The 26,321-nt window shown below is 69.1% G+C and carries 20 protein-coding genes; 5 read left to right on the plus strand and 15 right to left on the minus strand.

The window, feature by feature from the left end:
• The first annotated feature begins 9 nt into the window (after positions 1 to 9).
• Positions 10 to 900, plus strand: a complete 891-nt coding sequence (locus tag HTY53_RS05465; protein ID WP_174105454.1) for an ABC transporter permease — start codon at positions 10 to 12, stop codon at positions 898 to 900.
• 34 nt (positions 901 to 934) lie between these two features.
• On the opposite strand, the gene HTY53_RS05470 is transcribed toward HTY53_RS05465, so the two are convergent.
• Positions 935 to 1,567: an ankyrin repeat domain-containing protein gene (locus HTY53_RS05470; protein WP_238510837.1), complete on the minus strand. Its 633-nt coding sequence runs from the start codon at positions 1,565 to 1,567 to the stop codon at positions 935 to 937.
• 323 nt (positions 1,568 to 1,890) lie between these two features.
• On the opposite strand from HTY53_RS05470, the gene HTY53_RS05475 reads away from it, so the two are divergent.
• From HTY53_RS05475 to HTY53_RS05490, 4 genes are all read left to right on the plus strand, one after another.
• Positions 1,891 to 2,328: a PAS domain S-box protein gene (locus HTY53_RS05475; protein WP_174105456.1), complete on the plus strand. Its 438-nt coding sequence runs from the start codon at positions 1,891 to 1,893 to the stop codon at positions 2,326 to 2,328.
• 66 nt (positions 2,329 to 2,394) lie between these two features.
• Positions 2,395 to 2,766, plus strand: coding sequence for a cupin domain-containing protein (locus tag HTY53_RS05480; protein WP_174105457.1), 372 nt, complete (start codon positions 2,395 to 2,397; stop codon positions 2,764 to 2,766).
• 86 nt (positions 2,767 to 2,852) lie between these two features.
• A complete protein-coding gene (locus HTY53_RS05485; RefSeq protein ID WP_174105458.1) occupies positions 2,853 to 3,611 on the plus strand; it encodes a glucose 1-dehydrogenase in 759 nt (252 codons plus the stop codon).
• A gap of 117 nt (positions 3,612 to 3,728) precedes the next feature.
• Complete coding sequence (locus tag HTY53_RS05490; RefSeq protein ID WP_438820928.1) at positions 3,729 to 5,093, plus strand: MFS transporter; 1,365 nt, start codon at positions 3,729 to 3,731, stop codon at positions 5,091 to 5,093.
• Positions 5,094 to 5,165: 72 nt separating this feature from the next.
• Here HTY53_RS05490 and HTY53_RS05495 read toward each other — a convergent pair whose 3' ends face one another.
• The 14 genes from HTY53_RS05495 to HTY53_RS05560 all read right to left on the minus strand — a co-directional run bounded on the left by HTY53_RS05495 (position 5,166) and on the right by HTY53_RS05560 (position 26,126).
• Positions 5,166 to 5,468, minus strand: coding sequence for an addiction module antidote protein (locus tag HTY53_RS05495; RefSeq protein ID WP_174105459.1), 303 nt, complete (start codon positions 5,466 to 5,468; stop codon positions 5,166 to 5,168).
• On the minus strand, positions 5,465 to 5,770 hold the full coding sequence (locus tag HTY53_RS05500) for a type II toxin-antitoxin system RelE/ParE family toxin (protein WP_174105460.1): 306 nt from the start codon (positions 5,768 to 5,770) through the stop codon (positions 5,465 to 5,467). Before HTY53_RS05500 ends, HTY53_RS05495 begins: the two co-directional genes overlap by 4 nt.
• 234 nt (positions 5,771 to 6,004) lie before the next feature.
• Complete coding sequence (locus HTY53_RS05505) at positions 6,005 to 8,422, minus strand: hypothetical protein (RefSeq protein WP_174105461.1); 2,418 nt, start codon at positions 8,420 to 8,422, stop codon at positions 6,005 to 6,007.
• Positions 8,415 to 9,989, minus strand: coding sequence for a hypothetical protein (locus HTY53_RS05510; protein ID WP_174105462.1), 1,575 nt, complete (start codon positions 9,987 to 9,989; stop codon positions 8,415 to 8,417). Before HTY53_RS05510 ends, HTY53_RS05505 begins: the two co-directional genes overlap by 8 nt.
• 50 nt (positions 9,990 to 10,039) lie before the next feature.
• Positions 10,040 to 13,873, minus strand: a complete 3,834-nt coding sequence (locus HTY53_RS05515) for a hypothetical protein (protein WP_174105463.1) — start codon at positions 13,871 to 13,873, stop codon at positions 10,040 to 10,042.
• Positions 13,870 to 16,416, minus strand: a complete 2,547-nt coding sequence (locus HTY53_RS05520) for a hypothetical protein (protein ID WP_174105464.1) — start codon at positions 16,414 to 16,416, stop codon at positions 13,870 to 13,872. The genes HTY53_RS05515 and HTY53_RS05520 overlap by 4 nt, the downstream gene beginning before the upstream one ends.
• Before the next feature lie 2 nt (positions 16,417 to 16,418).
• A complete protein-coding gene (locus HTY53_RS05525) occupies positions 16,419 to 18,680 on the minus strand; it encodes a DUF6603 domain-containing protein (RefSeq protein ID WP_174105465.1) in 2,262 nt (753 codons plus the stop codon).
• A gap of 278 nt (positions 18,681 to 18,958) precedes the next feature.
• Positions 18,959 to 19,246, minus strand: a complete 288-nt coding sequence (locus HTY53_RS05530) for a DUF3325 domain-containing protein (RefSeq protein ID WP_174105466.1) — start codon at positions 19,244 to 19,246, stop codon at positions 18,959 to 18,961.
• A complete protein-coding gene (locus tag HTY53_RS05535; protein WP_254599838.1) occupies positions 19,243 to 20,847 on the minus strand; it encodes a PepSY-associated TM helix domain-containing protein in 1,605 nt (534 codons plus the stop codon). The genes HTY53_RS05530 and HTY53_RS05535 overlap by 4 nt, the downstream gene beginning before the upstream one ends.
• A gap of 65 nt (positions 20,848 to 20,912) precedes the next feature.
• Positions 20,913 to 21,212 carry a DUF3649 domain-containing protein gene (locus tag HTY53_RS05540; RefSeq protein WP_174105468.1) on the minus strand — a complete coding sequence of 100 codons (300 nt, stop codon included), beginning with the start codon at positions 21,210 to 21,212 and terminating at the stop codon, positions 20,913 to 20,915.
• Positions 21,213 to 21,950 (minus strand): DUF4198 domain-containing protein, encoded by a 738-nt coding sequence (locus HTY53_RS05545; protein ID WP_174105469.1) that lies wholly within the window; start codon positions 21,948 to 21,950, stop codon positions 21,213 to 21,215. It lies immediately after the preceding gene.
• Positions 21,951 to 21,960: 10 nt separating this feature from the next.
• Positions 21,961 to 24,411 (minus strand): TonB-dependent receptor, encoded by a 2,451-nt coding sequence (locus HTY53_RS05550; RefSeq protein ID WP_174105470.1) that lies wholly within the window; start codon positions 24,409 to 24,411, stop codon positions 21,961 to 21,963.
• A gap of 154 nt (positions 24,412 to 24,565) precedes the next feature.
• A complete protein-coding gene (locus HTY53_RS05555; RefSeq protein WP_174105471.1) occupies positions 24,566 to 25,597 on the minus strand; it encodes a FecR family protein in 1,032 nt (343 codons plus the stop codon).
• A gap of 7 nt (positions 25,598 to 25,604) precedes the next feature.
• A complete protein-coding gene (locus tag HTY53_RS05560; protein ID WP_174105472.1) occupies positions 25,605 to 26,126 on the minus strand; it encodes a sigma-70 family RNA polymerase sigma factor in 522 nt (173 codons plus the stop codon).
• Positions 26,127 to 26,321: the final 195 nt, after the last annotated feature.

Here is a 26,321-nt window from a genome sequence, read left to right on the forward strand (position 1 = left end):
GTGCCAGCCATGACGACCATCGCCACCACGACCTCGCCGGCCCAGCCGCCGCTGCGGCCCGAATACGAGTGCAAGCTCGAACCCTTCACCGCCACGGCTGTCGCACGGAAGCTGCCGCTGCGACAGCGGTTGTGGCAGAACAGCGGATTGCGTCGCGCCGTGATTCTTCTGGTTCTGGCCGCGCTGTGGGAGACCGTGGCCCGCTTGCAGAACAACGATCTGCTGCTGCCGTCGTTCCTGGCGACCGCCCAGGCCTTCATCGAAGGGCTGACCACCGGCGAGCTGCCGAACAAGGCCGCAATCTCGCTGACCATCCTGCTGCAAGGCTATGCCGCGGGTATCGCGCTCGCATTCGCGCTGACCACACTGGCCGTCTCCACGACAATCGGGCGCGACCTGCTCGATACGCTGACCGCGATGTTCAACCCCTTGCCGGCCATCGCCTTGCTGCCGCTCGCGCTGCTGTGGTTTGGCCTGGGCAGCGGCAGCCTGATCTTCGTGCTGATCCATTCGGTGCTGTGGCCGCTGGCGCTGAACACCTATGCGGGCTTTCGCGGCGTGCCGGAGACACTGCGCATGACCGGGCGCAACTATGGCCTGCGCGGGCTGCGCTATGTGCTGCTGATTCTGGTCCCGGCCGCGCTGCCGGCCATCGTCTCGGGTCTGAAGATTGGCTGGGCCTTTGCCTGGCGCACGCTGATCGCCGCGGAACTGGTGTTCGGGGCCTCGTCGGGCAAGGGCGGCCTGGGCTGGTACATCTTCCAGAACCGCAACGAGCTCTATACCGACCGTGTCTTCGCCGGGCTGGCGATGGTGATCCTGATCGGCCTGCTGGTCGAAGGGCTGGTGTTCCGCACGCTGGAGGCGGCGACGGTGCGGCGCTGGGGCATGCAGCGCTAGGCCGGAGCCTCCGGAGCGCAGCGCCGTGGTGGCGCTACTGCCGCGCTCCGGCCTTCACCAGGATCTTCTCGATCTCGCGGTAGCCGCGCTGCCGGGCATGCTGCAGCGCGGTCACGCCCTTGCCGTCCGGAATATTGACGTCGGCCTTGGCATTGATCAGCAGACGGACGATCTCCGTGTACCGGGGGCCGCCATCGCCCAGAATGATGGCCTCGAGCAGGGCCGTCCAGTGCAGCTTGTTGATGTGATTGACGTCGACGCCCGCGGCGATCAGGATCCGCACGGTCTCGACATGCCCACGCTCGGCGGCCGGGATCAGCGCCGTGCCGCCATACCGGTTGGTGCTCTTCAGGTCGGCCCCATGCGTCAGCGTCATCTTCAGGATCTCGTTGTGGCCGCGGGCGCCGGCGTAGAGGTAGGCGCTGTCCTGGATGCGATCCCTGGCATTGACGTCCGCGCCGGCGTCGATCAGCAGCCTGGCGGCTTCGATATGGTTGTGGCGCGTCGCGATCAGCAGCGGCGTGGCGCCGCTGTCGTCCCGCGATTCGACATTCGCGCCCTGCTTGAGCAGCAGGGCCACCGTGGCAGCATCGCCTTTCGCGGCGGCCGCTTGCAGGCGGGCTTCCAGTTTCCCGGTCGTGGCGCGGGCGGGGAGGATCCACAGCATGACGACAAGGAACCCGAGATAGAGGGGTAGACGCGCGGGCAGCATTCTGTTCGGTGATGACGGATCGACGGACGTTTGTTCGAGGGCTCGGTGGCGCCTTCGCAGCAGCGTTGGTCCGTGTGGTTGGACTCAGGGCGGCATCTTAAATGCCGTCCGATTGATTCCCAAGCGAAATCGTCAAATGCCGCTCAGTACCGGGACGAATGCGAATTGCCGCGCCGAAGTCGACGCCACCATTGCCAATCGGCGCGGTTCGCGCTACGGTCAATTCAGGACCGGCCGTCGACGAACGCGCCGGCAATGACCGACAGCGAGGAGACCCCATGCCAGAACCGATCGACTATGCGCAACTGGTGGCCGCCATCGGCGATGCCATCGTCATTGCCGACGCCAGGGGCGCCATCACGCTATGGAACCCGGCCGCCGAGCGCCTGTTCGGCTATTCCGAGGCCGAAGCACTGGGCCAGTCGCTCGACCTGATCATTCCCGAACGTCTGCGCGCGCGGCACTGGCAGGGCTACGACAAGACGATGGCGACCGGCACCACCCGCTACGGCAGCGAACTGCTGAAGGTGCCGGCGGTCGACAAGCACGGCAAGGCGATGTCGATCGCCTTCACCGTCGCGCTGCTGAAAGATGCCAACGCGGCGGTGACAGGCATCGTCGCGGTGATCCGCGACGAGACCGTCCGCTTTCAGGAGGAGCGGGCGCTGAAGAAGCGCCTTGCCGAGCTGGAGAGCCAGGTCAAGGAGCAGGTCTGACGGGCCAGGCCGATGCCGGACGGTGTATCGTTGCGCCATTTCAACGCGACAATCCGGTTTTCGGCCATGACCAAGCTGATCGACTTCCGCACCGACCCCGTTCCGACCCACGACAATCCGCGTCCCGACCGCCTGGTGCGCGGCAATCCCGATCGCACCACGTGGACCCACTACAGTGCGACGCACGGCGATTTCGATTGCGGCATCTGGGCCTGCGAGCCTGGCGCCTGGCGCATTGCTTTCCCGGCCGGCAAGGAAGAATTCTTTCACGTGGTCAGCGGCCGCCTGCGCATCAGCGATACCGCTGGCGAGGCGCGCGAATTCGGCCCTGGCGATGCCTGCGTGATTCCCGCGGGATTCGAAGGGGTATTCGAGGTGATCGAGCCGGTGCGCAAGTATTTCGTGGTGCTGGATCGCGCAGCGGCGAAAGGAGGCTGATTCCTTATTTGCCGGACGATTACTCCAAGCGCAAAGCGAAGCTAAAATGTCTCGCCATGTAGCCCCATATAACGATGGAGACAACCATGAGACTGGCGGGCAAGGTGGCAGTAGTGACCGGCGGCGGTTCCGGTTTTGGCGAAGGCATCGCCAATCTGTTCGCGCGTGAGGGTGCGCGCGTGGTGGTCGCCGATATCGACGAGGCGAAAGCCACGGGCGTGGCGCAAACCATCGAGCAGGCCGGGGGGCAGGCCCGCGCGGTGCGTGCCGACGTCTCGAAGGGCAGCGATGTCGAGGCAATGCGCGAGCTTGCGCTCGCGGCATTCGGCGATGTCGGCATTGTCGTCAACAATGCCGGTACTACCCATCGCAACAAACCCATTCTGGAAATTACCGAAGACGAATTCGATCGCGTGCAGGCCGTCAATGTCAAAAGCCTGTATTGGACCGCGCGTCATTTCATTCCGCATTTCCGCCAGCGCGGCGGCGGTGTCTTCGTCAATATCGCATCGACCGCCGCCATTCGGCCGCGTCCGGGCCTGGTCTGGTACAACGCCAGCAAGGGCGCGGTGGTGACCGCCAGCAAGGCGATGGCCGCCGAACTCGGACCGGACAATATCCGCGTCAATTGCGTCAATCCGGTGATCGGCGCGACCGGGCTGCTGGAGCAGTTCATGGGCAAGCCCGATACGCCGGAGAATCGCGCGGCATTCCTCGCGACGATTCCGATGGGCCGGATGTCCACCCCCGCCGATATCGCCGCCGCCTGCCTCTACCTGGCGTCGGACGAAGCGGCCTTCGTCACCGGCACCTGCATCGAAGTGGACGGCGGCCGCTGCGTCTGACCGCTTCGCACATCGCACGGGCCGCCGACGAGGCGGCCCGCCTGCATGGGCACCGCCGACATCGGCGAGACCATCAGCGACAACATCGACAACATCGACAACAACATCGCCGACGACATCACCGTCACGCATGACAACCCTCAGGAGACAGCCATGAGTTCCACGGATGCCGGATTCGAAGACGCGATCTATCGCAAGGTCAGCTGGCGCCTCGTCCCGTTTCTGCTGCTGTGCTACGTGGTCGCGTATCTGGATCGCGTCAATGTCGGCTTCGCCAAGCTGCAGATGCTCAACGACCTGAAGTTCAGCGAGACGGTCTACGGGCTCGGCGCGGGCGTCTTCTTCATCGGCTACTTCCTGTTCGAAGTGCCGAGCAACGTCATCCTGCACAAGGTCGGCGCGCGCGTCTGGATTGCGCGGATCATGATCACCTGGGGTCTGATCTCTGCGGCGATGATGTTTGTTACCACGCCGACGATGTTCTACGTACTGCGTTTCCTGCTGGGCGTCGCGGAGGCGGGGTTCTTCCCCGGCATCATCCTGTACCTGACCTACTGGTATCCCGCCGAACGCCGCGGCCGCACGACCACGTGGTTCATGACCGCGGTCGCGCTGTCCGGGGTGATCGGCGGCCCGCTGTCCGGCTGGATCATGCAGACCTTCGATGGCCACAACGGCTGGGCCGGATGGCAATGGATGTTCCTGCTCGAAGGCATTCCGTCGGTGCTGGTCGGCCTGTGGGTGCTGGCCTACCTCGACGATCGCATCAGCCATGCCAAATGGCTGACGGCCGAGGAAAAGGCCGTGCTCGAGCGCAATATCGCCGCGGAAACGGCGCACAAGGAAGACATGCCGATTCGACGCGTGTTGTCGAGCCCGCGCGTGTGGATGATGAGCGCGATCTACTTCAGCTTCGTGATGGGCCTGTACGGCATCAGCTTCTGGCTGCCGACCATCATTCGCCAGACGGGCGTCAAGGGCGCGCTGGATATCGGCCTGCTGACCGCCATCCCGTACGGCGTCGCCGTGCTCGGCATGGTGCTGGTGGCACGCAGCGCCGATCGCACGGGCGAACGGCGCTGGCATATCGCCATTCCGGCCATCGCCGGCGCCATCGGGCTGGTGCTGTCGGTGCTGTGGCACGACCGCACCGTGCTCGCGATGGTGGGCCTGACGCTGGCGACGATCGGCATCATGACCACGCTGCCGCTGTTCTGGAGCCTGCCGACGGCCTTCCTGGCCGGCACCGGCGCGGCGGCCGGCATCGCGATGATCAACTCGCTGGGCAACCTTGCGGGCTTTATCAGCCCCTATGCGGTCGGCTGGCTGAAGGACCTGACGCAGAGCACGAACGCCGGCATGTATCTGCTCGCGGGCTGCCTGGTCGTCGGCGCCGTGCTGACGCTGCTGGTGCCGGCGCGGCTGGTATCGCGGCAGCAGGGCAGCGCGCAATACGGCGGGGCGTTGGGCACGACGCGATAAGCGCGAACGCGGTCCGTCCGCAACGGGTTGGCGCGCTCAGCGCGCGAGCTTCGGGCGGACGGTCATTTCCGCTCAGTGCGGGAGTTTCGGGCGGACCGTCAGTTCAACGCCCAGGACATCGAGCAAGGCACGTAACGTCGACAGTTTTGGATCGCTGCCGGCGCCCAAAATCTTGTATAGCCCCGAGGTCGACAGGCCGGCGGCCTGCGCCGTTTCCGCAATGTTGCCGCGCGAGCGTGCGACCGCGGCCAGTGCTTCGGCGAACAACTCGGGGTGCTCCGCATCCATCAGCGCGTCCGCAAGAAACGCCGCGCGCGCCTCATCGGTGTCGAGATACTCCGCAGGGTCGAACGTGCGGTATTCCAGATCCTTCATGCTTGCGTCCTCTTGATGTCTTCCCACAGGGCTTGCGCCTTGCGAATGTCGAGCTGTTGCGTCGACTTGTTCCCGCCGCCTAGCAGGAACACCACACGCATGCCTTCGCGGGCGAAGTACACGCGAAAACCCGGACCGTAGTCGACGCGAAGTTCCGCGACGCCTCCACCAACCGATTTCGCGTCCCCGAAGTTGCCGACGGACAGCCGCATCAGCCGTCGAGCGATCACCGCCTTGCTGGCCTGGTCCGCCAGGCCGCTCAGCCAGCGTCGGAACGCCGGATGTTCGCGAATTTCTATCATAGTGGAATATTGCACTGTAGTGGAATCGGGAGGATCGTCCAATACGCAAAGCCCTTCCATAGGGCATAGCGGAGCACTTTTCGTATGTGGGAGTGCCAGATCGACCGAGACCTTCTCACGGCGTGCAGCCGAACCGCCATGCGACAAGTCGCAAAGAAAGACTTGGGGCGGAGCGCTTACGGGAATGCCCTGCGGGGTGATATGCGGCCGCGGCCCAGACGCGGCTCGGATCCATCATCCCGCGACAATCGGCGACCAGCCGCTGTCCGGCGTGTAATCGCTGCGGCAAACTCGGCCGTCGGGCAGTACGGCGAACACCATGACGGCGTCGCCCTGCGTGACGACGGTCGCGCCCCCGGCCGGGCTGACCGTGGTGTAGGGATCGATCGCCAGCAAGGGCGACCATTCGCCGCCCGGCGCCAGCGGGCGGAATGCGGCATGCAGCAGGCCGTCCACGCTGACGGCCACCGCCACCAGCGTGTCGTCGTGCCATAGCGCGAGGCCGAGGTGGCCTTGGGCGGAGAAGGCCGGTGCGGGGCCGATCGGCACCAGCGTCTCGAACAGCAGCGGCTGCAGGCCGAAGCCGCAGGCATAGAGCAGGCCGTCGCTGCCGACCGCCACCACGGCGACGCCATCGAGCGTGCCGGCGATCCCGGGTTTGGCGCCCGGTTCCATCGCCACATCGCACTGAGCGGCCACCGATTCGCGCCAGAACGTGATGGTGTTGCCCTCGGGCACGTTGCCGGCGATCCAGCGCAGCGCGCCGCCGTCGTCGATGGCGACGACATCGACGGTACGCGGCTTGCGCGACAGCATCACCGGACCCGGCGTGCGTCGGTAGGTACTGAACGAATCGAGCTGCACGGGGGCGGAGAAGTCGTGATTGCCCATTTCGGTGGCGTCGTATTCGACCACCACCAGCTGGCCGCTCGGCTGAATCGCGGCCACCGTCGTCAGTTCGTACAGCGGGTGGCACGCCGCCACGTCGTACCCCGGGGCGAGACTGGCGATCTCGGTCCAATCCCTGGCGATGTCGCCGGTATTGCCGAGCGTGTCCCAGTAGTAGTACCGCAAGGTGCCGCGGGCGCTGGTGACGAATACCTCGAACACCGTGCGCAGCAGCGGTGCCGTTTCCAGCGACACCAGCAGCGCCGGCTGCGAATCGGACAGCTGGAACGGCGCGCTGTCGGGCTGCGGAAGTTCGGCGCCAGGTCCAAGCAGGCGCGACCATATCCGCAGGCTCAGCCGGTCATCGCCATCCAGCCCGACCAGCAGGGCGCTGTCGCCGGCGACGGCCGCCGCTGCCGGCGCGGGCAGGATGCGTGGCCAGCCCATATGCACCGCGATCTTGCGCAGATCGGGCATGCCGCCGATATTGCCCGGCGGGTCGGACGCGGCCGGCGTGCACAGCGAAGGATTGCGCAGCAGTTCGCGGATACTGGTCGGAAAGAGAAACTGCCCATTCCTGGCCGCCTGCATGCCCTGGATCGCGCAGACCACGCCGGCGATGACCGCCGATGCGCCCGAGGTGCCGCCGAAGGTGTGATAGGGATAGACCGGATCGTCGTAGGGGCCGCGTGCGCCCTCGAAATCGGCGAAGCAGTCCACGCGTGCGCCGAAGGTCGAACCGCGCCGCCAGGGTTGCCGCACGCCATCCACCGGGGCCGCCTGGGTCGCGCCGCCGACCATGATGGCCAGCGAATCGCGGAACACCGCCTTGGCGGGATTGATGTGGTCGCACTGGGGCCGGGCATCGAGGTCGTCCCCGGAGTTGCCGGCGGGCTCGACCACCGTGATGCCGAAGAAGACCAGCAGCTGGATGGTCTGCTGGACCTTCTTCGACAGCTCCAGCGGCAGGGCCGGGTCCTTGCCGGGAAGCGTCAGCCAGGGCCGCGGGCTGGCCAGCTCGATCAGCACGACGCCGCCGGGCCGCACCGCATCGCCGGCGATCAGCAGCGCGGCGTCCAGCCAGTGCAGCCCATCGGCCCGCATCGACGTCACCACATGGGCATGCGCCTCGGGCGCGATGCCGACCATGCCGCCGCCGTTGTCGGGCGCCACGACGATACCGAGGGCGGCCGTGCCGTGGTTCCGGTCTTCCTGATCGCCCACGCCGAAGACCGAGACCCGCGCGACCGGCACGCTGGCCAGCTCGATATGCTGCAGGTTCCAGTCGTGCTCGAGGTCGACCACGTTGACGCCACGGCCGGTACCGCCGGCCACGCGCCAGGCGTAGTAGGCATCGATGCCGTCGGGGGCCGCGTGCAGCTGCGGGGACACCAGTGAATCCTCGTTGGTGCCATAGGCGATTCGCACCGCAGGATAAGCGGGCATCCGCGGCTCCGCCCATTCGACGAAGGGCAGCGCGTACAGCAGACCCGTCAGCGCCTCCAGCTGCGCCGCCTCGCATGGCACCTGGAACCAGGCAAAGGGATCGGGTGGCTCCCCGCCCAGCATTCGGCCCGCGTCGACCATATGGGCCAGCAAAGGGATCTGCTCGACCGGAAAGCCCGGATCGAGCCGCAGCCCGGGATAGCTGGCTGCGATCTCGTCCCACCATGGCCTGAGCTCGCCCAGATACTGCTCGGCGCCGCTCTCGTACGGCAGCACGAAGCCGTCGAACAGCTTCACGTCGACATAGGCCTCAGCCATCGCCGTCTCCCGGCGGCACGTAGTCTTCCGCCATCACGTCGAAGCGCAGATGCGAAACCGGTGGACCGGCCAGCGGCGCGCGGCTGCGTTCGACCCACAGCACCGGGCGGCCCTCGGGATCGCGTGCCAGCCGCGCACGGCGGCGCAGCGAGACGCCGCTGCTGGCGATCGCCTCGGGCGCGATCTCGTGGCCGCGTCCGAAGCCGGCTCCCGACGGTCCGCCGATCAGCCGCGATGCCGGGCCGGGCCGCACGCGCGGCAGCACGCCGCCCAGATTGGCCACCAGCCCCTGTTGCCAGTCGCCATGGCGCCCGTCGGGGCCTGTGCGCCGATACGGATGCCAGTGCGCCGGCAGGGTAGTCGATGGCAGATAGCGGAACTGGCGCGTACCGGTGCGTGTGATCTCGCGTGCGGCCGCCTCGCTGGTGTCGTCGGCCAGCAGCACGCGGCCGTCGGCGCGCAGCTCCACGGCCCAGGCCACGTTGGCGTCCTCGTCGATGCCGAGCGAAACGTCGTCCAGCCAGGGGCCGGCATGCGGTGCCACCGCGACCGGCCAGATCAGCAGCGCGCCCGCCTCCAGCCCGGTGGTGCGGAACAGCGACCAGGCGTGCGCGCCGTCGACCGGGGGCGGTGCAAGCGTCCACGTATCGTCGAAGCTGTCATGTACAACCGTCTCGCGCAGCGTCACCAGCATGCCGGAGGAGGGCGGCCGCTGGTGGCTCAAGGGCGACCGCGGTTCCGGTACGGGAAACCAGAACCAGTCGTCGGCATGGGCCAGCGCCACATCGAGCAGCAGCGCGGTGCCCAGATGCGAGCGGTCCGGCGAGAAGGCGCCCAGGTCCACGGCTCCATCCTCGATCTGCCACCAGCGCGGATGCGGCGCCCCGGGGTAAGACAGGCGGCCGACCAGCAGTTGCCGCGACGAAGATATCGGGGCGCTGGTCCCGGCGTTGGTGCCGGCGTCCGCGCGCAGCACCGCACCCCCTGCGTCCGCCGAATACCAGTCCACGTCGCCGCCATCGCGATCGCGAATCTCCAGGCCGCGCGTGCCGGCGCTGAAGTGGGCATCGTGCGTCAGCCGGCGCGACGACCAGTTGTCGGCGGGCGGCGATGGCACCTCGTTCCACAGCGCATGGCCGGCGAGCAGGCCCGCGGTGAAGATCGCGCGGCCGTCCAGTTCCTCCGACATGGCTTCGTAAGGCGCCGGCAGCGGACCGAGGCGCAAGGCCTGCAGGCGCTGCGGCGGCAGCGCGGGCAACAACGGGCCGGCCGCGCGGCCCAGGCGCACGCGCCGGCCGATGGTCCACCAGTCGCCGGGTTCGGCCTCGACCAGCGCCTCGGCCGGGATGCGGGCGGGGTCGAGATCGGGCCGGCGCGGCGCATAGCGCAAGGGGGCATGCGTGACGGTGACGGCGACCGATACCGGGCTCGACACGTCTTCGCCCTGCAGCTCGCCAAGCTGCCATTGCCGCGTCAGGAACCAGACGGGGTCGGCGACGCGTGCGCGCAGGCCGCGATGAAAGTCCGTCGGCGGGCTGAGCGGTTCGAGGCGGAAATGCAGGGACATGGCGGTCTCGATCGCGGTAGTTGGTGGTGGTCGCCTGATGCGAGCGGCCGTCAGGTCCAATGGCTCCAGAACATGTCCGGCAGGGACGACAGCGCTGCCGGCGTCGCGACCCGGCTGCCCGGTCGCGGACGGCAGGCGCGGGCACGCGCGAGCTGCCGCGTCTCCAGAACCAGCGCCGCCAGTTCCGCGTCGCTCAGGCGCCGGCTCGCGTCGGGCGGCACGGCCAGCAGCACCGCCTGCGGCGCGCGCGACTTCGGGCCGTTGAAGCCGAAGGCCGCGCTGGTCGTGTGCCGGGTCGACGGGATCGCGTCCTGCCAGGCGTCGAGGCCGGCGATCGCGACCGTTGCCATGCTGCCGGCCAGCGCGGCGGGGTCCGGCCCGTAGACCACCACCACCGGCCCTGCCGGACTCCACGGATCGCCCGAGCCATCGGCGGTCCGCACGGCCGCGCGCCATGGCTGCGCCGCGGGATCGAGTTGCCAGGCCTCCAGGCTCGCCAAGCGCGGCCGCACGGCGGCAACGATCTCGAGCCATTCGCGATCGGTGCGTGGGCGTCCTTCGTCGTCGCGGATCGCGGCGCGCAGCGGACCGGCGGCCAGCGACGGCACCAGCGGCAGCACGGGCAGGCGGGCGTGGCCAACGAGGGCACGGATCGATTGCCGCAGGCCGTGCACACTGTTGGCGTCCGGTTCCGGCGCGGCCGTCAGGCGCGTCTGCAAGCGGGCGAGCGCCTGGGCCAGCGGCTCGGCATCGTCGGGCTGTACGGCGCCCCAGGCGCGGCATTGCGCAAGGCACCATGTCACCGCGGCGGGGTCGTTCAGATCGGCCGCGGCGAGCGCGGTCAGCAGCGAGGTCAGCCGGTTGCGCAGCGCGCTGAGGCGGGCCGCCAGATCGGCCACCATCGCGTCGCGCAACGGCGAGGCGGGCGCAGCGTCGTCGTCGCGGCCATCGATCGCACCGGGCAGCGGCGGATCGTTGTCGCCGCCGCCGAGCAGTTCGGCCAGGCGTGTAGCACGGGCTAGCTTGTCTGCGCCGGTACCGGATGCAAACGGCAGCGATGCATCGCGTTCGCCGCGCAGACGCTGCGCCAGTTCGCCCGGCGACAGCGCGAGGGCCTCGATGCCATGCAGGCCGAGATTGGCCAGGCTGACGGTTTCGGCACCGATGATCCACGACCAGCCGCCCGCCGGGCCCAGCTCCTGCTCGAGCAGGCTGGCAAACGCCGGATCGGCGAGCACGGCCGGCGGTGCACCCGCCTCCGCGGCATTGCCCGGCGGCAGCACCGCCCACGCCGAGACCCGCACGCTGCTGGCTTGCCGCGGCGTGCGCATGGCCCGCAGTTCGGGCGGGGGACCGAGGCCCGCCGCGGCTTCCATCGCCGCATTGCCCATGCCGCCATGTCCTGTGACCAGCGCATGGATGCCGTCGGCCACCAGCAGGTCGGCATAGGTGTCGAGCGCCGCATCGCAGGTCGCCAGCGCTTCGCGCACGCCGGCCGGCAGTGTCGGTGGCGGGGGATCGCCCGCCTGCGGGCGGAACAGCAGCCGCAGCACGCGGGCGCCGTCGCAGCAGCGTGTGCCGGCATGCGTGTCGCGCATCGGATAGTCCTCGCGCAGCTTGCGCACGGTGTCCCAGTCGCCCACGATGCGCTCGACCTCGAGGCCCAGCGCCTCGTAGGGATGCACGCCTAGCCGGACACGCTCGGCCAGACGCATGGCGGCGCGAACCTTGGCCGAATCGATCTCGATCTTCCAGCGCGTATCGCCGGGATGGCGGACGGCCGCATCGCGCAGCAGCGCGGCTGTCATCGCCTGCGCGTGCGACGGCGCGTGCAGCAGCCCGGCGGCGGTGGGGCCGGGCGGCAGGCCATGGCCGGGATTGGCCGCATCGTAGGGCGCCGGCGCATCGACCCAGCCGTAGACGCCGAGCCGCCAGGGCGCACACGCGTTCTGCAGCTCGCGCAGGCGCGAGAAGGCCAGCCCCGTGATCCATGGGTCGACGCGATGGCTGGCCGTATCCAGTGCGGCCAGCACGCAGCCGAAGACGCCATCGGGATCGTCGGCATAGGCCTGCACCAGCGCGACGAGTGCCTCGATGCCGCGCAGGCAGCGCTTGGCCACGCGCTGCGCGCCGGGGTCGGGCGAAGCAAACAGGTCGTCGAGCTGCGGTTGCGATGGCGTCCCTGGATAACCGCGCTGCACCAGCTCGATCAGCGCATTGGTGCCAGCCTGCACGGGCAACGGCGCGTGCGGGTCGACGGCCAGGCCGGCGTCGATGGCCTCGCGCGCCTGGCCGACGCTGGCGCGCAGCAGGCACAGCGATTCGAAGATCAGATGGCCGAGCAGGCCCAGCTTGTGGTCCCAGCGATACGGAAAGGCTTCGCCCTCCATCTCCAGCAGCAGGCGCAAGGTGTCCGGGTCGTCGGCCTCGGCCTCCGGCGTGCTGGCGGGCAGATGCGCCTGCTCCGTGAAGGCGCCCAGCGGCGATAGCGGCGTCTTGCGCCCGGCCAGGCTCGATGCCGTCTCGCGTTCCCATGCGCTTGGCTCGAGCGGCGGCAGGCCGCGCATCGCGCGGATCGCGTTGACCACGGGCAGCGGCGAGACCAGGCGCACCGCCCAGCGGCGCGTCGGCGTGTCCTCGCCCAGCAGTTCGGCGGCACGCTGCGCGGACGCGCCCACGACGGTACCGGGATGGATCGCGGCGTCGGCCGCGGCCGCATCGCGCCACGGGCCGGCCCAGTCGCGAATCTGTCCCGCCGTGATGCTTTGACCGGTCCAGCCGGCGAGCAAGGTGGCCGGCAGCAGGCCGTAAGGCTGCGAGCCGACGCGAATCGCCGGATACGGCCCCTGCGGCGCGAGCCACGCCTGCGCCCATTCGGCCAAGCGCGCTTCGTGTTCGCCGGCGCCGACGACATCGCGCAGCGCGTGGCCCCACAGCACGGGCCACAGCGCGTGCACGACCAGCGAATCGTATCCGCTGGCGCCGACGTCGCCGCCTTGCAGCTTGATCGGAACGGCATCCGGGCCGGCCAGCGCCTGCATCACGGCGGCGGAGGCACTGTCAGCGGCCGGCGGCGCGTCATCGATGTCTTCCCATGCAGCTGCGTTGCCGCCGGGATTGCCGCCGGAATTGCCGCCGGGATTGCTGCCAGTGTCGGCGGTGGCCTCGCCGTCCACCGTATTGGTCGGCGTGCCGGGCCGCAGCACCGACAGCCGCCCGGTGATGGCGTGCATCGCGATCAGCGGTTCGGGAGAGACGTCTCCCATGCCGGTCACCACGATGGCATCGAGCGCGGGCGGTTGAGTGCCGGCGGGGAAGGAAATCTCGATCGCGAGCTCGAGAACCCTGGCGACCTCGAAGGAAGTCCACCACGTGCGCGGCAGCTCCCCGGTGGCGGCGGGCGTCTCGAACGCGGTCAAGCCGAGCTGTTCGGCAATCCGCTCCCGGTTCGGATGCATGGTGCCGGCCAGCGTGGGGGCTCCCGCCTGCCCGGCCTCGACGAACCAGACGTGGATCGCTGGCGGCAGGCCGTAGGGCTGATGCGTGTCGGGCCAGGCCGAGGGATCGCGCGGCTGCGCCGTGCCGCGGTCGGTGCGCGGCGTGGGGTCGGCCACGATGGCAACGCTGCGTCGCAGCCATAGCGCCCGTTCGACGCCGAGCCGGGCGGACAGCATGCGCCATTGCATGCCGGCATCCGCAGGGAATTGGCGCAGCACGTCGTCGTAGAGATCGAGCTCGGCCGGCGACGGCGCGATGGGCCGGCGCGCCATCGAGAATTCGTCGGGCCATACGCGCAGCCGCAGCGTCCAGCCGGGCCGGGTACCGTCCGGCGCGTAGAAGCGGGTTTCGATCCGCAGGGGCGCCAATACCTCGACGGCGCTCATGCCAGCTCCAGCTTGCCGATCATCACGCGCACCGGCGGGGCGAAGGTGGCGGCGCCGTAGGCCGCGCCGTCGGCGACGGTGCCGCCGGGCCGGTCCTGATTATCGTGCCAGCTGTAGAAGCGGTAGCCGGCCGGCGGCTCTTCCAGTACCACCCAATATTTGGCCAGGTCTTCCGGTGCCACGTTGAAGGCGAAGAACGCGACGTCCGGGCCGATCCTGCCGGGGAACGTCGGGAATTGCTTGCGCGATTCGTCGAGCGGCTGGTCCGCCGGCGGAACGGTCCAGTCGGCCTCGGCGCGGTACAGATACACCACCGTGTCGGGATAGCGCCGGAACAGCGGGGTCTTGAACAGCACAACGGCCTCGCTGGCTCGCGGAGTCGGCGTCAGCGCGGCACTGCCCAATGCCGTATCGGCGGGCCAGTGGCGGATGGGATGGATATCGAACTGGCCGCCGGTGCGCTGCCAGAACTTGCGCAGCGGCGACCAGCGCGGGGCGATCGGGAAATTGCGCCAGCGCAGTTCGCCCAGCGCCTGGTGATTGGCGCCGGTCAGCACGCCCTCGACAAAGGCGGCATGGGTGGCCAGGCCCACCACGCGGTCCTGCTGCAGATCGCCGATGCCGGGCAGCATCCAGTCGGGCGCGGCCTCGTTGAGGAATTGCCACAGGGGCAGGTCCAGCTCGGGCTCGATCTCGACCGGGCCGATGTCGACGATGCCGGGAAGGGTCGCAAGCACGCGATTGACCGCCGGCGGGCGCGCCGCGAAAGGATCGACGGCATCGGCGACGCGTTGCCCCAGCAGGGTCAGGTTTACCGGCCGGCAACGGGAACGGCTTGCCGCCAGCGTGTCGACCCATTGGCCCGTGGCCGGCTCGTCGATCCGTTGTCCGGGTTCGCGCACGGCGCGGATGACCTTGTCCGGATCGACGCGGCCATCGGCATCGGGGGTCAGGGCATCGAGTGCGGCGGCAAGCCGGTTCAGGTCCTTCGTCGTTTCGCTGTCCATCAGCATCCGGAACATGTCTTCGGCCTGCCGCTCGTCGTCGAAGGCGCGCCGTACCGCGTCCTTCAGCAAGAGGCCGGCATCGCCGCGCGGCATGTGCCAGATCGCATCGGGATCGTCGGGCGCCGCCGGGCAGGCGGCGGCCGCTTCGAGCAGCACCCGATGGGCAATGACGCCATCGCGGGTCAGCGCCGAGCGCGCAGGGCCCGGACGCAGCGCACGCCGCGCGGCCGAGGACCAGATCGCCGGGACCATGCCGGGCGTGCGGCCGGTCAAGGCCGACGACACGGTCTGCTGCGCGTTCACCGGCATGCGGCCCAGCATGGCGCCGAGCACCGCCAGCTTGTCGACGGGGTCGGGCGGCATATGGCGGAACCACAGCGAGCGCGAGACCTCGACCCCGAGCGCGACATTGCCGATGCGCTCGCGTGCGATCGCCAGATCGCCGGCACGCGTGGCGGCGGCCTTGGCGATGCGGTCCTGCCAGGCAATGGCGGCCCATGCGCCGAGGCCGGCTGCGCCGCGATGACGCGGATCGGTATGGAACTGCGCGCTCCATCCGGCCGACGGCATCGTGCCCGGCATCGTGAACGGCGCGTGGTAGCGCGGTGAGGTCAGCAGCCAGCGGCCCGGCGGCATGGGCGGCATCGCCGTGAGCGCGGCGGTCTCCGTCGCGAGCCAGGGCGCGACCGGGTCGGCCGGTGCGCTCACCATGCTGACCCGTTGCAGCGCGCCGCCCATCGCGAGCGCCACGTTGGCGGGCTCGCCGGCAGCGGCCGGGCCGCGTCGCAGGCAATGCAGCTTCGCGCGCCCGAAGTCCTCGTTGAGCTCGCCGTCGACCGGCGTGCGCAGCCGCTTGGCGATCTCGCCGAAGTCGCCGCCTTCGCCGGTACGGAACCCCCAGCTGTCGTAGCACGTGACACGTACCGGCTGGCCTGCGGCGACGGGCCACGCATCGCGCAGCGTGCCGTCGGGCTCGACGACGTACGCGGGCACCAGGCAGGCGACGTAGGCGCGCTGGGGCTCCAGCTTCAGCGGGCTGAGGATGCGGCTGTACCAGTCGCCGTCGATTTCGTGCACGTGTGCCCACTGGTGCGAGGCACCGAGCGGGTGATCGGCCTGCGCCTGCGGGGACAGCGTGACACGGCCATCGCGGCCGGGCACGACGTCGGTGGGCAGGCCGACCACCAGCACCAGCCATGGCCGGATCGCGGCGGGCAGCGCCGGATCGGGCGAATACCGCCACGGCAGGTCCAGCGTATCGGTGTGGCTGAATTCGACCAGCGCGCGCTTGGTGTTCTCCGCATCGGATGCGCCCGGCGGCGGATAGCGCCGGGTGATCGTCCCGGGGGCCAGCCGTTGCACGTCGCCCGGGCCGAACAGCTCGTAGGGGGCGGGCGCCGTGATCGAGCGCGGCGTTCCACTGACGACGATTTCCTCCAGCGTCAGCGTGGCGCCGGCCTGCAGGCGTCCGGCCACCACATTGTCGCTGGCCCCGTGGCGCAGTGCGGTGACTTGCCAGGAATGGAACTTGGCCATGCTCAGACTCCCGACAGGTCGACCGGCGACAGCAGGTCCGCCATCGGCACCGCCCCGCCGGTGCTGTTGCCGCGGGCGAAGGCATGCGCGGCGCTGGCGCTGGTGTAGCTCGCAAATTCCGTGGGCGGGACCGTGGCCCACACTTCACGGGCGGCGTGGATCAGCTGCGCGGTACCGCCAAGCGCAGGGGGACGATGGCTGGCCGCGACCAGATGCGTGATCGCCCGCAGATCGGTGCGCGCGGCGATCTGTTCGTGCTGGAGTTCCGGAGGGATCACGACGAGCTCGACCTCGCGCGTGTCGTCCCGGTGCGCGCTGTAGTGCCGTGCACCGCTGCTCAACACCACGCCGGCATCGAGCACGTCGAACGGTGGGCGGTTCAGCTGCTCGGCCTCGTTCAGGTTCCAGTAGTGGCCCGGTGCGAAGCGCTCGGTGACCGGTGCGCCCGGCGTCAACACGCGCACGCCGGCGCGGGCCGGCAGCGGCAGGCCATCGACGCGGTCGATCGGCAGCCCCAGCGGCGCGCGCCGTTGCGACCATTGCAACGCGCCAGTCGGCGGCACTGCGGCGACGCCTGGGCGCGTGGGGCGCGGGGCCAGCACCACGGCGGGATCGTCGATCGATGCCGCTCGCACATTGCCGGCACGCGCGATCTCCTGCTGCACGATCGTCAGCAGTTCGCCTGGGCTGGCGGCCATATCGGCCGGGCCGCTGCCCAGCGTAAAGGTCTCGTCCCAGGACACGTCGAACAGGAAGGTCTCGATGGTCAGCCGGCCACGAATCACCAGCGGCCCGGGACCGGACACGGTGCCGTCGAGCCGCACGCCGCCGAAGCTGAAGCCGCCGGCGCGCACGTCGAAGCCCGCGGACGCGTTGGCCACGAAAGCGAACGGGCGGAACTGCACCAGCGCGTCGATCTGCAGGAAGCCATGCGCGGTCAGCCCCATCGAGAACGTGATATCGAAGCGCCCGCCCAGCTGGATGGTGTTGGTCGTGAAGGCCAGATAGCCTTCGGCGCGGATCGACAGCGGCCCGCCGAGCGTTTCCATCGACAGCCCGACGCGGCGCAAGGCCGGCAGCTGCGCCGGCTCGGGGTTGAAGCCCGGATAGAAACCGCCGATCGACACCACTGCATACGCCTGGCTGCCCCAGTGCAGCCGCATCGCGGCATCGCCGTAGACCGAGAAGACGCCAAGCACATGGCTGTCGACCAGGCTCGCGTCGATCGATACCAGCGCCTGCGCCGGATCGACGATGCCCAGCAGGTCCAGCCGCAGCTGCACCAGCCCCGGCACGCCCGGGATGCCGGCGCGGGCGACGCCGAGCAGCACAACCTTGCCGCTCGGGACTTCGGCCACCAGACCCAGATCGAGCGACAGGAAGCTGCCGGCGCCGGCCGACAGCCACGCGAGCCGCAAGGTCGGCGCGATCAGATGGTGTTCACGGAAGGCCGGAAAGAAGCGCCGCAGCGCTTCGATGGCGATGCTGGGGTTCGCCGGCGGGCGCGTGGCCAGCAGCGTGTCGGCCGCCGCGCCGGTCCGTACGGCCAGTGCCAGCGCGTCGGTATCGGCGCGCCGGTGCACGCCGACCAGTCCGCCGACGCGGTCCAGCGAGAAGCCGAAGGACAGCTGGATGGGAGGCACGAACGACACGCCCATCAGCGCCAGAAACGACGGGACGCCGTCCGGCAGGCGTTCCAGCACCGCCGAGGCGCTGACCGATACCGCGCCCAGCGGCACGTTCAGCGCGCCGCCGAAGCCGGCGGACGAAGGCAGGCGCACGATGGCGCCGCCGCCTGGCAGGCTGCCGCCGAACGGGGAGGGGAGCGATACGGCAATGCCCGACGGTTGCTGCGGTCCGACGGTGAACGGCGGCAACGTGGTGTTGTCCGGCAGTTTGGGCTGCAGTACCAGCGACGACGAGGAAAACGCCAGTTTCAGCGGGCCGAGCGGCAGTTCGCCATTGAGACCCTGCGCGCTGTCCCAGTTCAGTGCGCGCACCAGGTCCTGCAATCCCGGGATATCGGGCAGGCCTTCGAGCAGATATCGGTTCAGATGGGCGGCGAGCTTCTCGCGCGCGGCGGTCCAGGCGTCGACGGCCGCCGTCCAGGCACTTGCCGACGGCGCGTGCTGGGCGAGCTCGTCCAATTGCTGTGCGGCCGCCTGCAGCGCATCCAGATCCGCGGTGGGAGCGGCCGGGCCGAGCGCACGCCGCAGGCTGTCCCCCAACTCCACCGCGTATCGGATGACTTCGCTGCTGGCCATGCGTCGTGCCCTGGCGTACTGCGTCGATCGAGGACCGCCCGGCCAGGCCGGGCGAGCAGACGGTCCTTGCGATCCGGGTGGGGCAGTGCCGCTGGGCACCCCCGATGCCTCACACGATGGAAGGACAGGGACGTCTTATCTGAGGCGACGGCAACGATGGACGCAAATGAATTCTGTGCAGGTCTGGTTCTCGCGCGGTTTTATTCGTATCAGGGCTGAAACAGTGCGATGGCCGCGGCGTTTGCGCGCGGCCATCGATGCCGCCCTGACGGGGACCACTAGCGGCGAGCGGTGCGCCGCCGTTCCCGCCAGATCAATGCACCATAGACGAGGCCCGCGGCAAGGCTGGTCTGCCCGCTGTAATGCACCAGCCCGAGCGCCCAGCCGCGGTGGCCCACCAGGATCCACAACGCGAGCAGCAGTCCGAGCCAGCCGGCTGCGCGCAGCAGGCGCGTGCGCGAGCGTGGCAAGAGAGCGTCAAACACCGCTTGCTGATGCCGTTCCATCGCGAGCGCCAGCGCGCCGAATGCCGCGATGCAAAGGGTGAAAGCGAACAGGTCCATCATGCGCGGTCCTCCGACAGCGTGGCGGCGGTGGCGGCGGTGGCGGCGGTGGCAGCGGTGGTGGACCTCGCGCGAGTCTTGCTGGCGGCGTTGGCCCGCGGCCGATGCCGGGCGACGCGCAGCGCCAGCATCGCGTGCAGCGCGGCCAGGGCCCACACCATCAGATCGAAGCCGGCAAAGACCCAGTCGCCCTCGGCCACGCTGCGCCACAGGCCCCGGTCGGTCGTCAGCGCGTTGAGCACCGGCAGCAGCGCCAGCAGCGCGGCGCCCAGCCACAGCAGCTCGATCCAGGCCTTCCTTGCCGGACGCAGCAGCGCGTACAGCAGCGTCACCGCCCAGGCGATGAAGAACAGATGGATCTCCCAGGCGCCGCGGGCCGTGAGTTCAGCCGGCAGCAGGCGGTTGCCCCACAGCATCGCCGTCATGGCGATCGACAGCCCGGCGATCGTGGCGATATTCAGACGCTCGACGAGCCAGAAACCGAAATACGGCCGCTCCGGTTCCGGCAGCTTCTGGCGACGCTTGACGGTCCACATCACCAGGCCGGTGCCGACCATCGCCGTGCCGGCCAGGCTGACGATGAAATACAGCCAGCGCAATTGCAGATCGCTGAAGCGTCCCAGATGCAGCGCATACATGACGCCGCGCACCTCGGCCGCCGGGCCGACGCTGTCGCGGGTCTCGAGCAGCTTGCCGGTGGCGCCGTCGAACACCAGGTACTGCGGGCTCATCGACACGCGCGCGGCCTCGCCGCGCAGCACGGTGACGCGGGCGGACGCGTCGCCGGCATGGGCGATCGTCACCCGGCTGACGTTGTGCTGGCCCCAGCGGGCCTGGGCCTGGCGCACCATCTGGTCGACCGGCGCCAGCTGGGCGGGCACGCCGGTGGGCTTGACGGGCGGCGGCGAGGCATTGAGCTGAGCCGTCAGCTGCTGGCGCTCGGCGGGCGTCTTGAATGCCGCCTGCTGGCCCCAGGGCATATACATCGCCATCAGCGTCACCAGCCCGGTGTAGGTGATCATCAGATGGAAGGGCAGGCCGAACACCGACAGCGCGTTGTGCGCGTCGAGCCAGGAGCGTTGCCCCTTGCCCCAGCGGAAGGTGAAGAAGTCGACGAAGATCTTCTTGTGAGTGATCACGCCGCTGACGATCGCCACCAGCATGAACATCGCGCACAGGCCAGCCAGCCAGCGGCCCCACGGCACCGGCATGTAGTGGAACTGGAAGTGGAAGCGATAGAAGAAGTCGCCGCCTTGCGTGTCCCGCGCCGCGACCTTGTGCCCGGTGGCCGGATCGAAGGTCGCACTGTCGAACGCGCGCTTGCCCGGCTGCACGCCGGGCGTGCGCCAGAACGCGCTGACCACGTTGTTCCGCGCCGTCGGCATGTCCATGCCCCACAACGGACTGCCCGCGGCCACCGTTCCCAGCGTGGCGGCGACGCGCTGCGCGACCAGCGCGGGATCGGGCACCGCCTGCTGATGCGCCAGCTCGGGCCGCATCCACTGCGAGATCTCGTCCTTGAAATAGCTGACCGTGCCCGTCAGGAACATCGCATAGAGAATCCATCCGACCAGCAGTCCGGCCCAGGTGTGCAGGTCGGACATGGTCTGGCGGATGCCGCGCCCCTTGGCGGCGATGTCGTTGTCGTGGCGAGGCTTCACGTTGGACTTCACGATGCGTTCCCTCCCACGCCGGCATACCAGGCCGCCAGCAGCAGCGGGGCGGCCGCCACCAGCAGGCCGGCCCACGCGCGCCATGCGCTGCGTACCGCGAACACCCAGATCACGGCGCCCGCGTAGATGGCGAAGCTGGCCAGCATGCCGGTCAGCACCGCCTGCGGCTTGCCGATCGGCAGGGCGAGCGCGGCGACGCTGGCCAGCGCTGCCAGCGCATAGCCGCCCAGCACGGCGGCGGCGATGCGCGACACGATGGAGCCGATGCTGCGGACTCGGGGCACGGCGGCCTGCATTTAGTGGCCGGCCTTCTTCGCCGCGGGAGCCGGTGCGGCAGGGACCGCCGGCAGCCCATCGGGTTTGACAAAGGTCAGCGTGCTGACGTAGTCGACACGGTGGTACCGCTCCGGTCCGCCCGGGCCCTGACGCTCACCTGGCGTCTCGTCCTGGTGGCTGACCTCGGCCACGTACATGCCTTGCCACGGCATGTCGAAGGCGACCTTGCCCTGATCGTCGGTCTGCTTCTCCTTGGCCCAGCCGGACTGGGTCACCAGTGCGACCTTGGCCTTGGGCAGCGGCTTGCCGCGGAAGAAGACCTGCAACTGGCCGGCCTTGCCGGCCGGCACGACGTCGAGCGCCAGCTTCGGCGCCTGCGGCGCGAAGTCGGTCACCAGCCGTGCCGCGGGAAAATACCAGCCCGTCAGCTGCTGATCGCCGCGCTTGAACGGATAGAGCGCGTAGTGCGGGGCCTGCGCAACGATCGCGTCGCCGCGGCTGGCCTTGAAGGGAAGGGCAAAGCCGTCGGCGGTCTTGACGCCATCGGCTGCCTGCTCGCCCCTGGCCGAGATCAGCGCGGCGCTGGGCACGCCCAGCTTGTCGAGCGTGCCGGGCGAGACCTCGCGCAGGTTCTCGGCAAACTCACCGAAGCGGACGCTGGCGTTGCCGCCCGGACCCTGCTCGATCCAGATCTGGTGAGCATGCGCCGCCGTGGCAAACGCCGTCAGCGCGAAGGCAAGGGATGCGGGGAGTTTCATGGGGTAGACCTCAGAAGTCGAATTGCGCCGAGAGCATCAGCGTGCGGGGAGCGGCCGCGGTGACATAGGTCCCGCTGACCAGCCAGTAGTTGTCGTTGAACAGGTTCAGCACATTGGCGCGCAGCACGACTGGCGTGGTGCCGATGCGGGTGCGATAGCGCGCGCCGACATCGTAGCGGGTATAGCTGGGCAGGCTCAGCGTATTGGCCGCGTTGAAGTACATCGACGAGGTATGCAGCACGCGGCCCGACAGGCTCAGGCCCTGGACCCACGGCATATCCCAGTCGACGCCAAGATTGAAGGCGCGCTTGGGCACGCCGTTGGCGTCCTTGCCGTCGTTGACGCCCCCGGCGGTACGGGTCAGCCTGGCGTCGAAGAAGGTCGCGCTCGCCATCAGCCGCAGGCCGCGCATCACCTCGCCGTAGGCCGACAGCTCGAGGCCGCGGTTGCGCTGCTCGCCGTCGAAGCTGTAGATGTTGGTGGCCGGATCGGTGACGGCGCTGGGGCGTTCGATCTGGAACACCGACACCGTCGTGGTGACGCGCTGGCTCCAGTCGACCTTGACGCCGGCTTCGTACTGCTTCGACTTGTATGGGGCGAATACCTCGCCGGCGTTCCTCGTCCCGGCCGGCGCGACGCCGCCGCGCGTCAGGCCCGCGGTGTAGTTGCCGTACACCGACACGTTCGACAGCGGCTTGATCACGATGCCGGCCAGCGGCGACACCGCGCTGTCGTCGTACTTGCCGGACTGCACGCCGGCCGTGAAGTTCTCCAGCGCCACGCGCTGATGGCGCAGGCCGCCGGTCAGCAGCACGCGGTCGTTGGCGAACGACAGGGTGTCGGTCAGCGAGAAGCTGGTCAGCTCGGTCTCGGAGGCACGCTGCGGCTCGCCGCGGGGGCCGTTGACCGGGGGGATCGGCACCGGGTTGTAGATGTTCGAAGGCACGCCAGGCGTCTGGTTCGCCGAATAGAAATTCCCGGCCTCCTGCTCCAGCCGCGTGGCGCTGAACGTGACGGTATGACCGACATCCCAGGTCGCGAAGCTGGCCCGCGCCCCGACCTCGGCCGTCCGCGTCTTGCTGTAGGCGTCGTACCAGGCGTTGTTGACGTCGAAATTGCCCTGCGCGTTGAGACGGCCCGAAGGGAAGTCCTGATAGGTCGATCCCTCGTGATAGCCGGCCGCGCCCCATACCATCAGGTTCGGCGCCAGGTCGTATTCGACCCGGCTCATCACCGCGGTGTCGTGCAGGTTCAGCTTGGTGCCGGGGTAGAAATTCCGGTGACCCGACGGCGCCTCCGGAATCGACGTGACGCCGGCCTGAAAGCCGATCTGCGGCCGGAAGTTGTCGATGCCCTCGTGCTGCGTATAGGCATCGAGCGACCAGCGCAGCTTGCGGCCGCGATAGTCGAGCCCGATCGCGCCGACCGTCTGTTCGGCGCGGCCGTCGTCAAGCGTGGTCTTGCCATTCTGGTAGGCGCCGTTGACGCGCACGCCCCATTCCTTGTTCTCGCCGAAACGGCGGCCGACATCCGCCTGCACGCCGAGCTGCGATTTGCTCTGGAACGTGCCGGTCAGCCGGGTCAGCGGTTCGTCGCCGGCACGCTTGGTCACGATATTGATGGCGCCGCCGATGCTGCCGTTCGGGCCAATGCCGTACATCAGCGTGCCCGGCCCCTTGAGGACCTCGACGCGTTCCATCATCACGGTCGGCATCCGATTGGCCGAGGCCATGCCGTAGAGGCCGTTCAAGCCCACGTCGCCGCTCGCCACGGTATAGCCGCGGATCTGGAAGTCTTCGCCGAAGCCGCCGCTCGAGGTCAGCGTACGCACCGATGCTTCATTGACGACCACGTCGGCCAGCGTGCGCGCCTGCGTGTCCTGCAGCATCTCGGCCGTGTAATTGGTGGTGCTGAACGGCACGTCCATCACGTCGGCCGTGCCCAGCACGCCCAGGCCACCGCCACGGGCGACCTGGCCGCCGGCATAGGAAGCCGGCAGACCGCCGTCATTGGCGGCCGCCACCACGGTGGCGGTGGGCAGCGTCGTGACGCCGTCTGCGGCATCCGGGGATCTTGGCGCGGCATTGACGACGTAGGTGCCGTTCGGCTGCTCGACGGCCGCCAGCCCGGAGCCGGCCAGCAGCGTATCGAGCCCGCGGCGTACCGTGTAGCTGCCCTTCAGGCCGCCGCTGCTGCGGCCGGCGGTCAGTTCCGGCTTGAACGACAGCATGATGCCGGCCTCGCGGCCGAAGCGGCTGAGCGCATCTTCCAGCGTACCGGCAGGGATGTCGTAGGTGCGTGTCGCCGCCGGCTGCGCGTGGGCGACGGGGACAAGCAGCGCAGGCGCGGCGAGGGCGGCGCCGAACGCAATATGCCGCGCCGCCCGCGCCAGCAGCTTGCGTCGAAATCGGTAAGTTGGCTGGCGCTCGGGCGCCGCGACGTGGCCAAGAGGGTGACCCATGATCTGACCTTTCTGTAGGAGGGAAGTTGGTGTGCTCACCTCCCATGACCCGCGAAAAATCAAAACGGATCAGCTTTCGGCGATTATTTTTTCCGGCATCCGGAAATGGAGCTCCAGGATCGGAGCCCCGGGATCGCGGCTCCGAGGTGCGGGCTCAGGACTGCGGCGGATCGCGGGTAATACGAATCTCCCTTCGCCCCCACAACCGCGTCACCACTTCGGTGCGCACTTCCAGCGTCGTGCTCAACGCGCTCAACACCTTGCCGATGTCGTCGAGCGGGAAGGAGCCGGACACGCGTACGCCGCCAAGCGCCGGGTCGCACGACAGCGAGTCCTGGCTGTAGCGCCCGAGTTCGGCGATGAAATCGTCCAGCCGCATGCTGCGGGCGACGATGAAGCCTTCTGCCCAGGCCGCGCCGGCTGTTCCGGCCGGGGCGGGGGCGGTGATGCTGTGCGCGGTATAGCTGGCGCGGTAGCCGGCGGGCAGCACGATCGAGCGGCCGGCATTGCCATGGGGGCGGATTTCGACCTTCCCTTCGAGCACGCTGACGTCGGTATCGTCGCCGCGCTGACGCACGACATACCGCGTCCCCAGCGCCTGCGCGGTGCCCTGCGCCGTTTCGACCAGAAAGGGCCGCGGCGTCGGCGCATCGTCCTTCGCAGTGGCAATCAGGATCTCGCCGGCGAGCAGCTTCACGCGCCGTTCGGTCGGGCCGAAGTCGATGTCGACCGCGCTGGCAGTGTTCAACCAGAGCTGCGTGCCGTCCGCCAGCACCAGCGAGCGGCGCTCGCCCACCGCGGTGCGATAGTCCGCGGCCCATTGGCGCCACGGCGAATGGTCGCGCGCGGTCCACGCCAATCCTCCGGCGAACAGCGACACCGCCAGCACCTTGATTGCCCGCCGGCGTTTGGGGGAACGGGGCGGGGCGAGGGCGGCCCGCGCAATTTCGGAGGTCAGCGGCGACGCCAGCGGCTGCAGCCTGCCCCTGACCGATTCGATCCGCTGCCAGGCCCGCTCGTGGTCGGGATGCTCGGCACGCCAGCGCCGCCATGCGTCGACGACCTCGGGCGCGGCGCCTCCTCCCTGCAAGCCCTGCAGTTCCAGCAGCCATTCGAGCGCGCGCTCGGCCACGTCCGGCGGAATGACGGCGGCATCGGCGGTGGCTTGGTACCAGTGGGAGGCCAAGGCGATGTCAACCTGCAAAGGACAGGTCGGCGAAGAAGCATCGCTGCAGCGCCTTGACGATATAGCGCTTGACCGTCGGGACCGAAATGCCCAGCGTGCCGGCCACCTGGGCATGGGTCAGGCCATCGAGCTGCGACAGCAGGAAGGCCTCCTTGACGATCGTCGGCAAACCATCGAGCAGGCAGTCGAGTTCGAACAGCGTCTCGAGCAGGATCGCCCGCTCCTCCGGCGACAGTTCGACCGGGCAGGGCGTCTGCGCGAGGGCTTCCAGATAGGCGCGTTCGAGCTTTTCCCGGCGCCAGTGGTTGGACACCAGCCGCTGTGCGACGGTGGTCAGGTACGCGCGCGGCTCGTCCAGCCGGTTCGGCACGCGCTCGCTGTTGAGCAGCCGGACGAAGGTGTCGTGGGCCAGGTCGCCCGCCTGCTCTGCGCTGCCCAGGCGCCGATGCAGCCATCCCTTGAGCCATAGATGGTGGTCGCAATACAGCGACTCGATGCTCGAAGGGTGAAGGCAGCCCGGCGTACTCATGTTCCAGCAGGTGGATCCGCTCGACTGCCGCTCCGGTGGGGCGTAGGCGGCATGCCTGAGCAGAATGCGAAAAGATGTAAATAGTAATCATTATTAATAACAGAGTTAAACAAAATCTGTCAAGGCGGCTGGATAGCGAAGGGGCGCCAATCGGACGGCAACGGAACGGAATCGACCGCGCGCACGCCCGCACAC

The sequence above is a fragment of the Cupriavidus gilardii genome, assembly GCF_013314895.1.
GTDB classification, from domain to species: Bacteria; Pseudomonadota; Gammaproteobacteria; order Burkholderiales; family Burkholderiaceae; genus Cupriavidus; species Cupriavidus gilardii_C.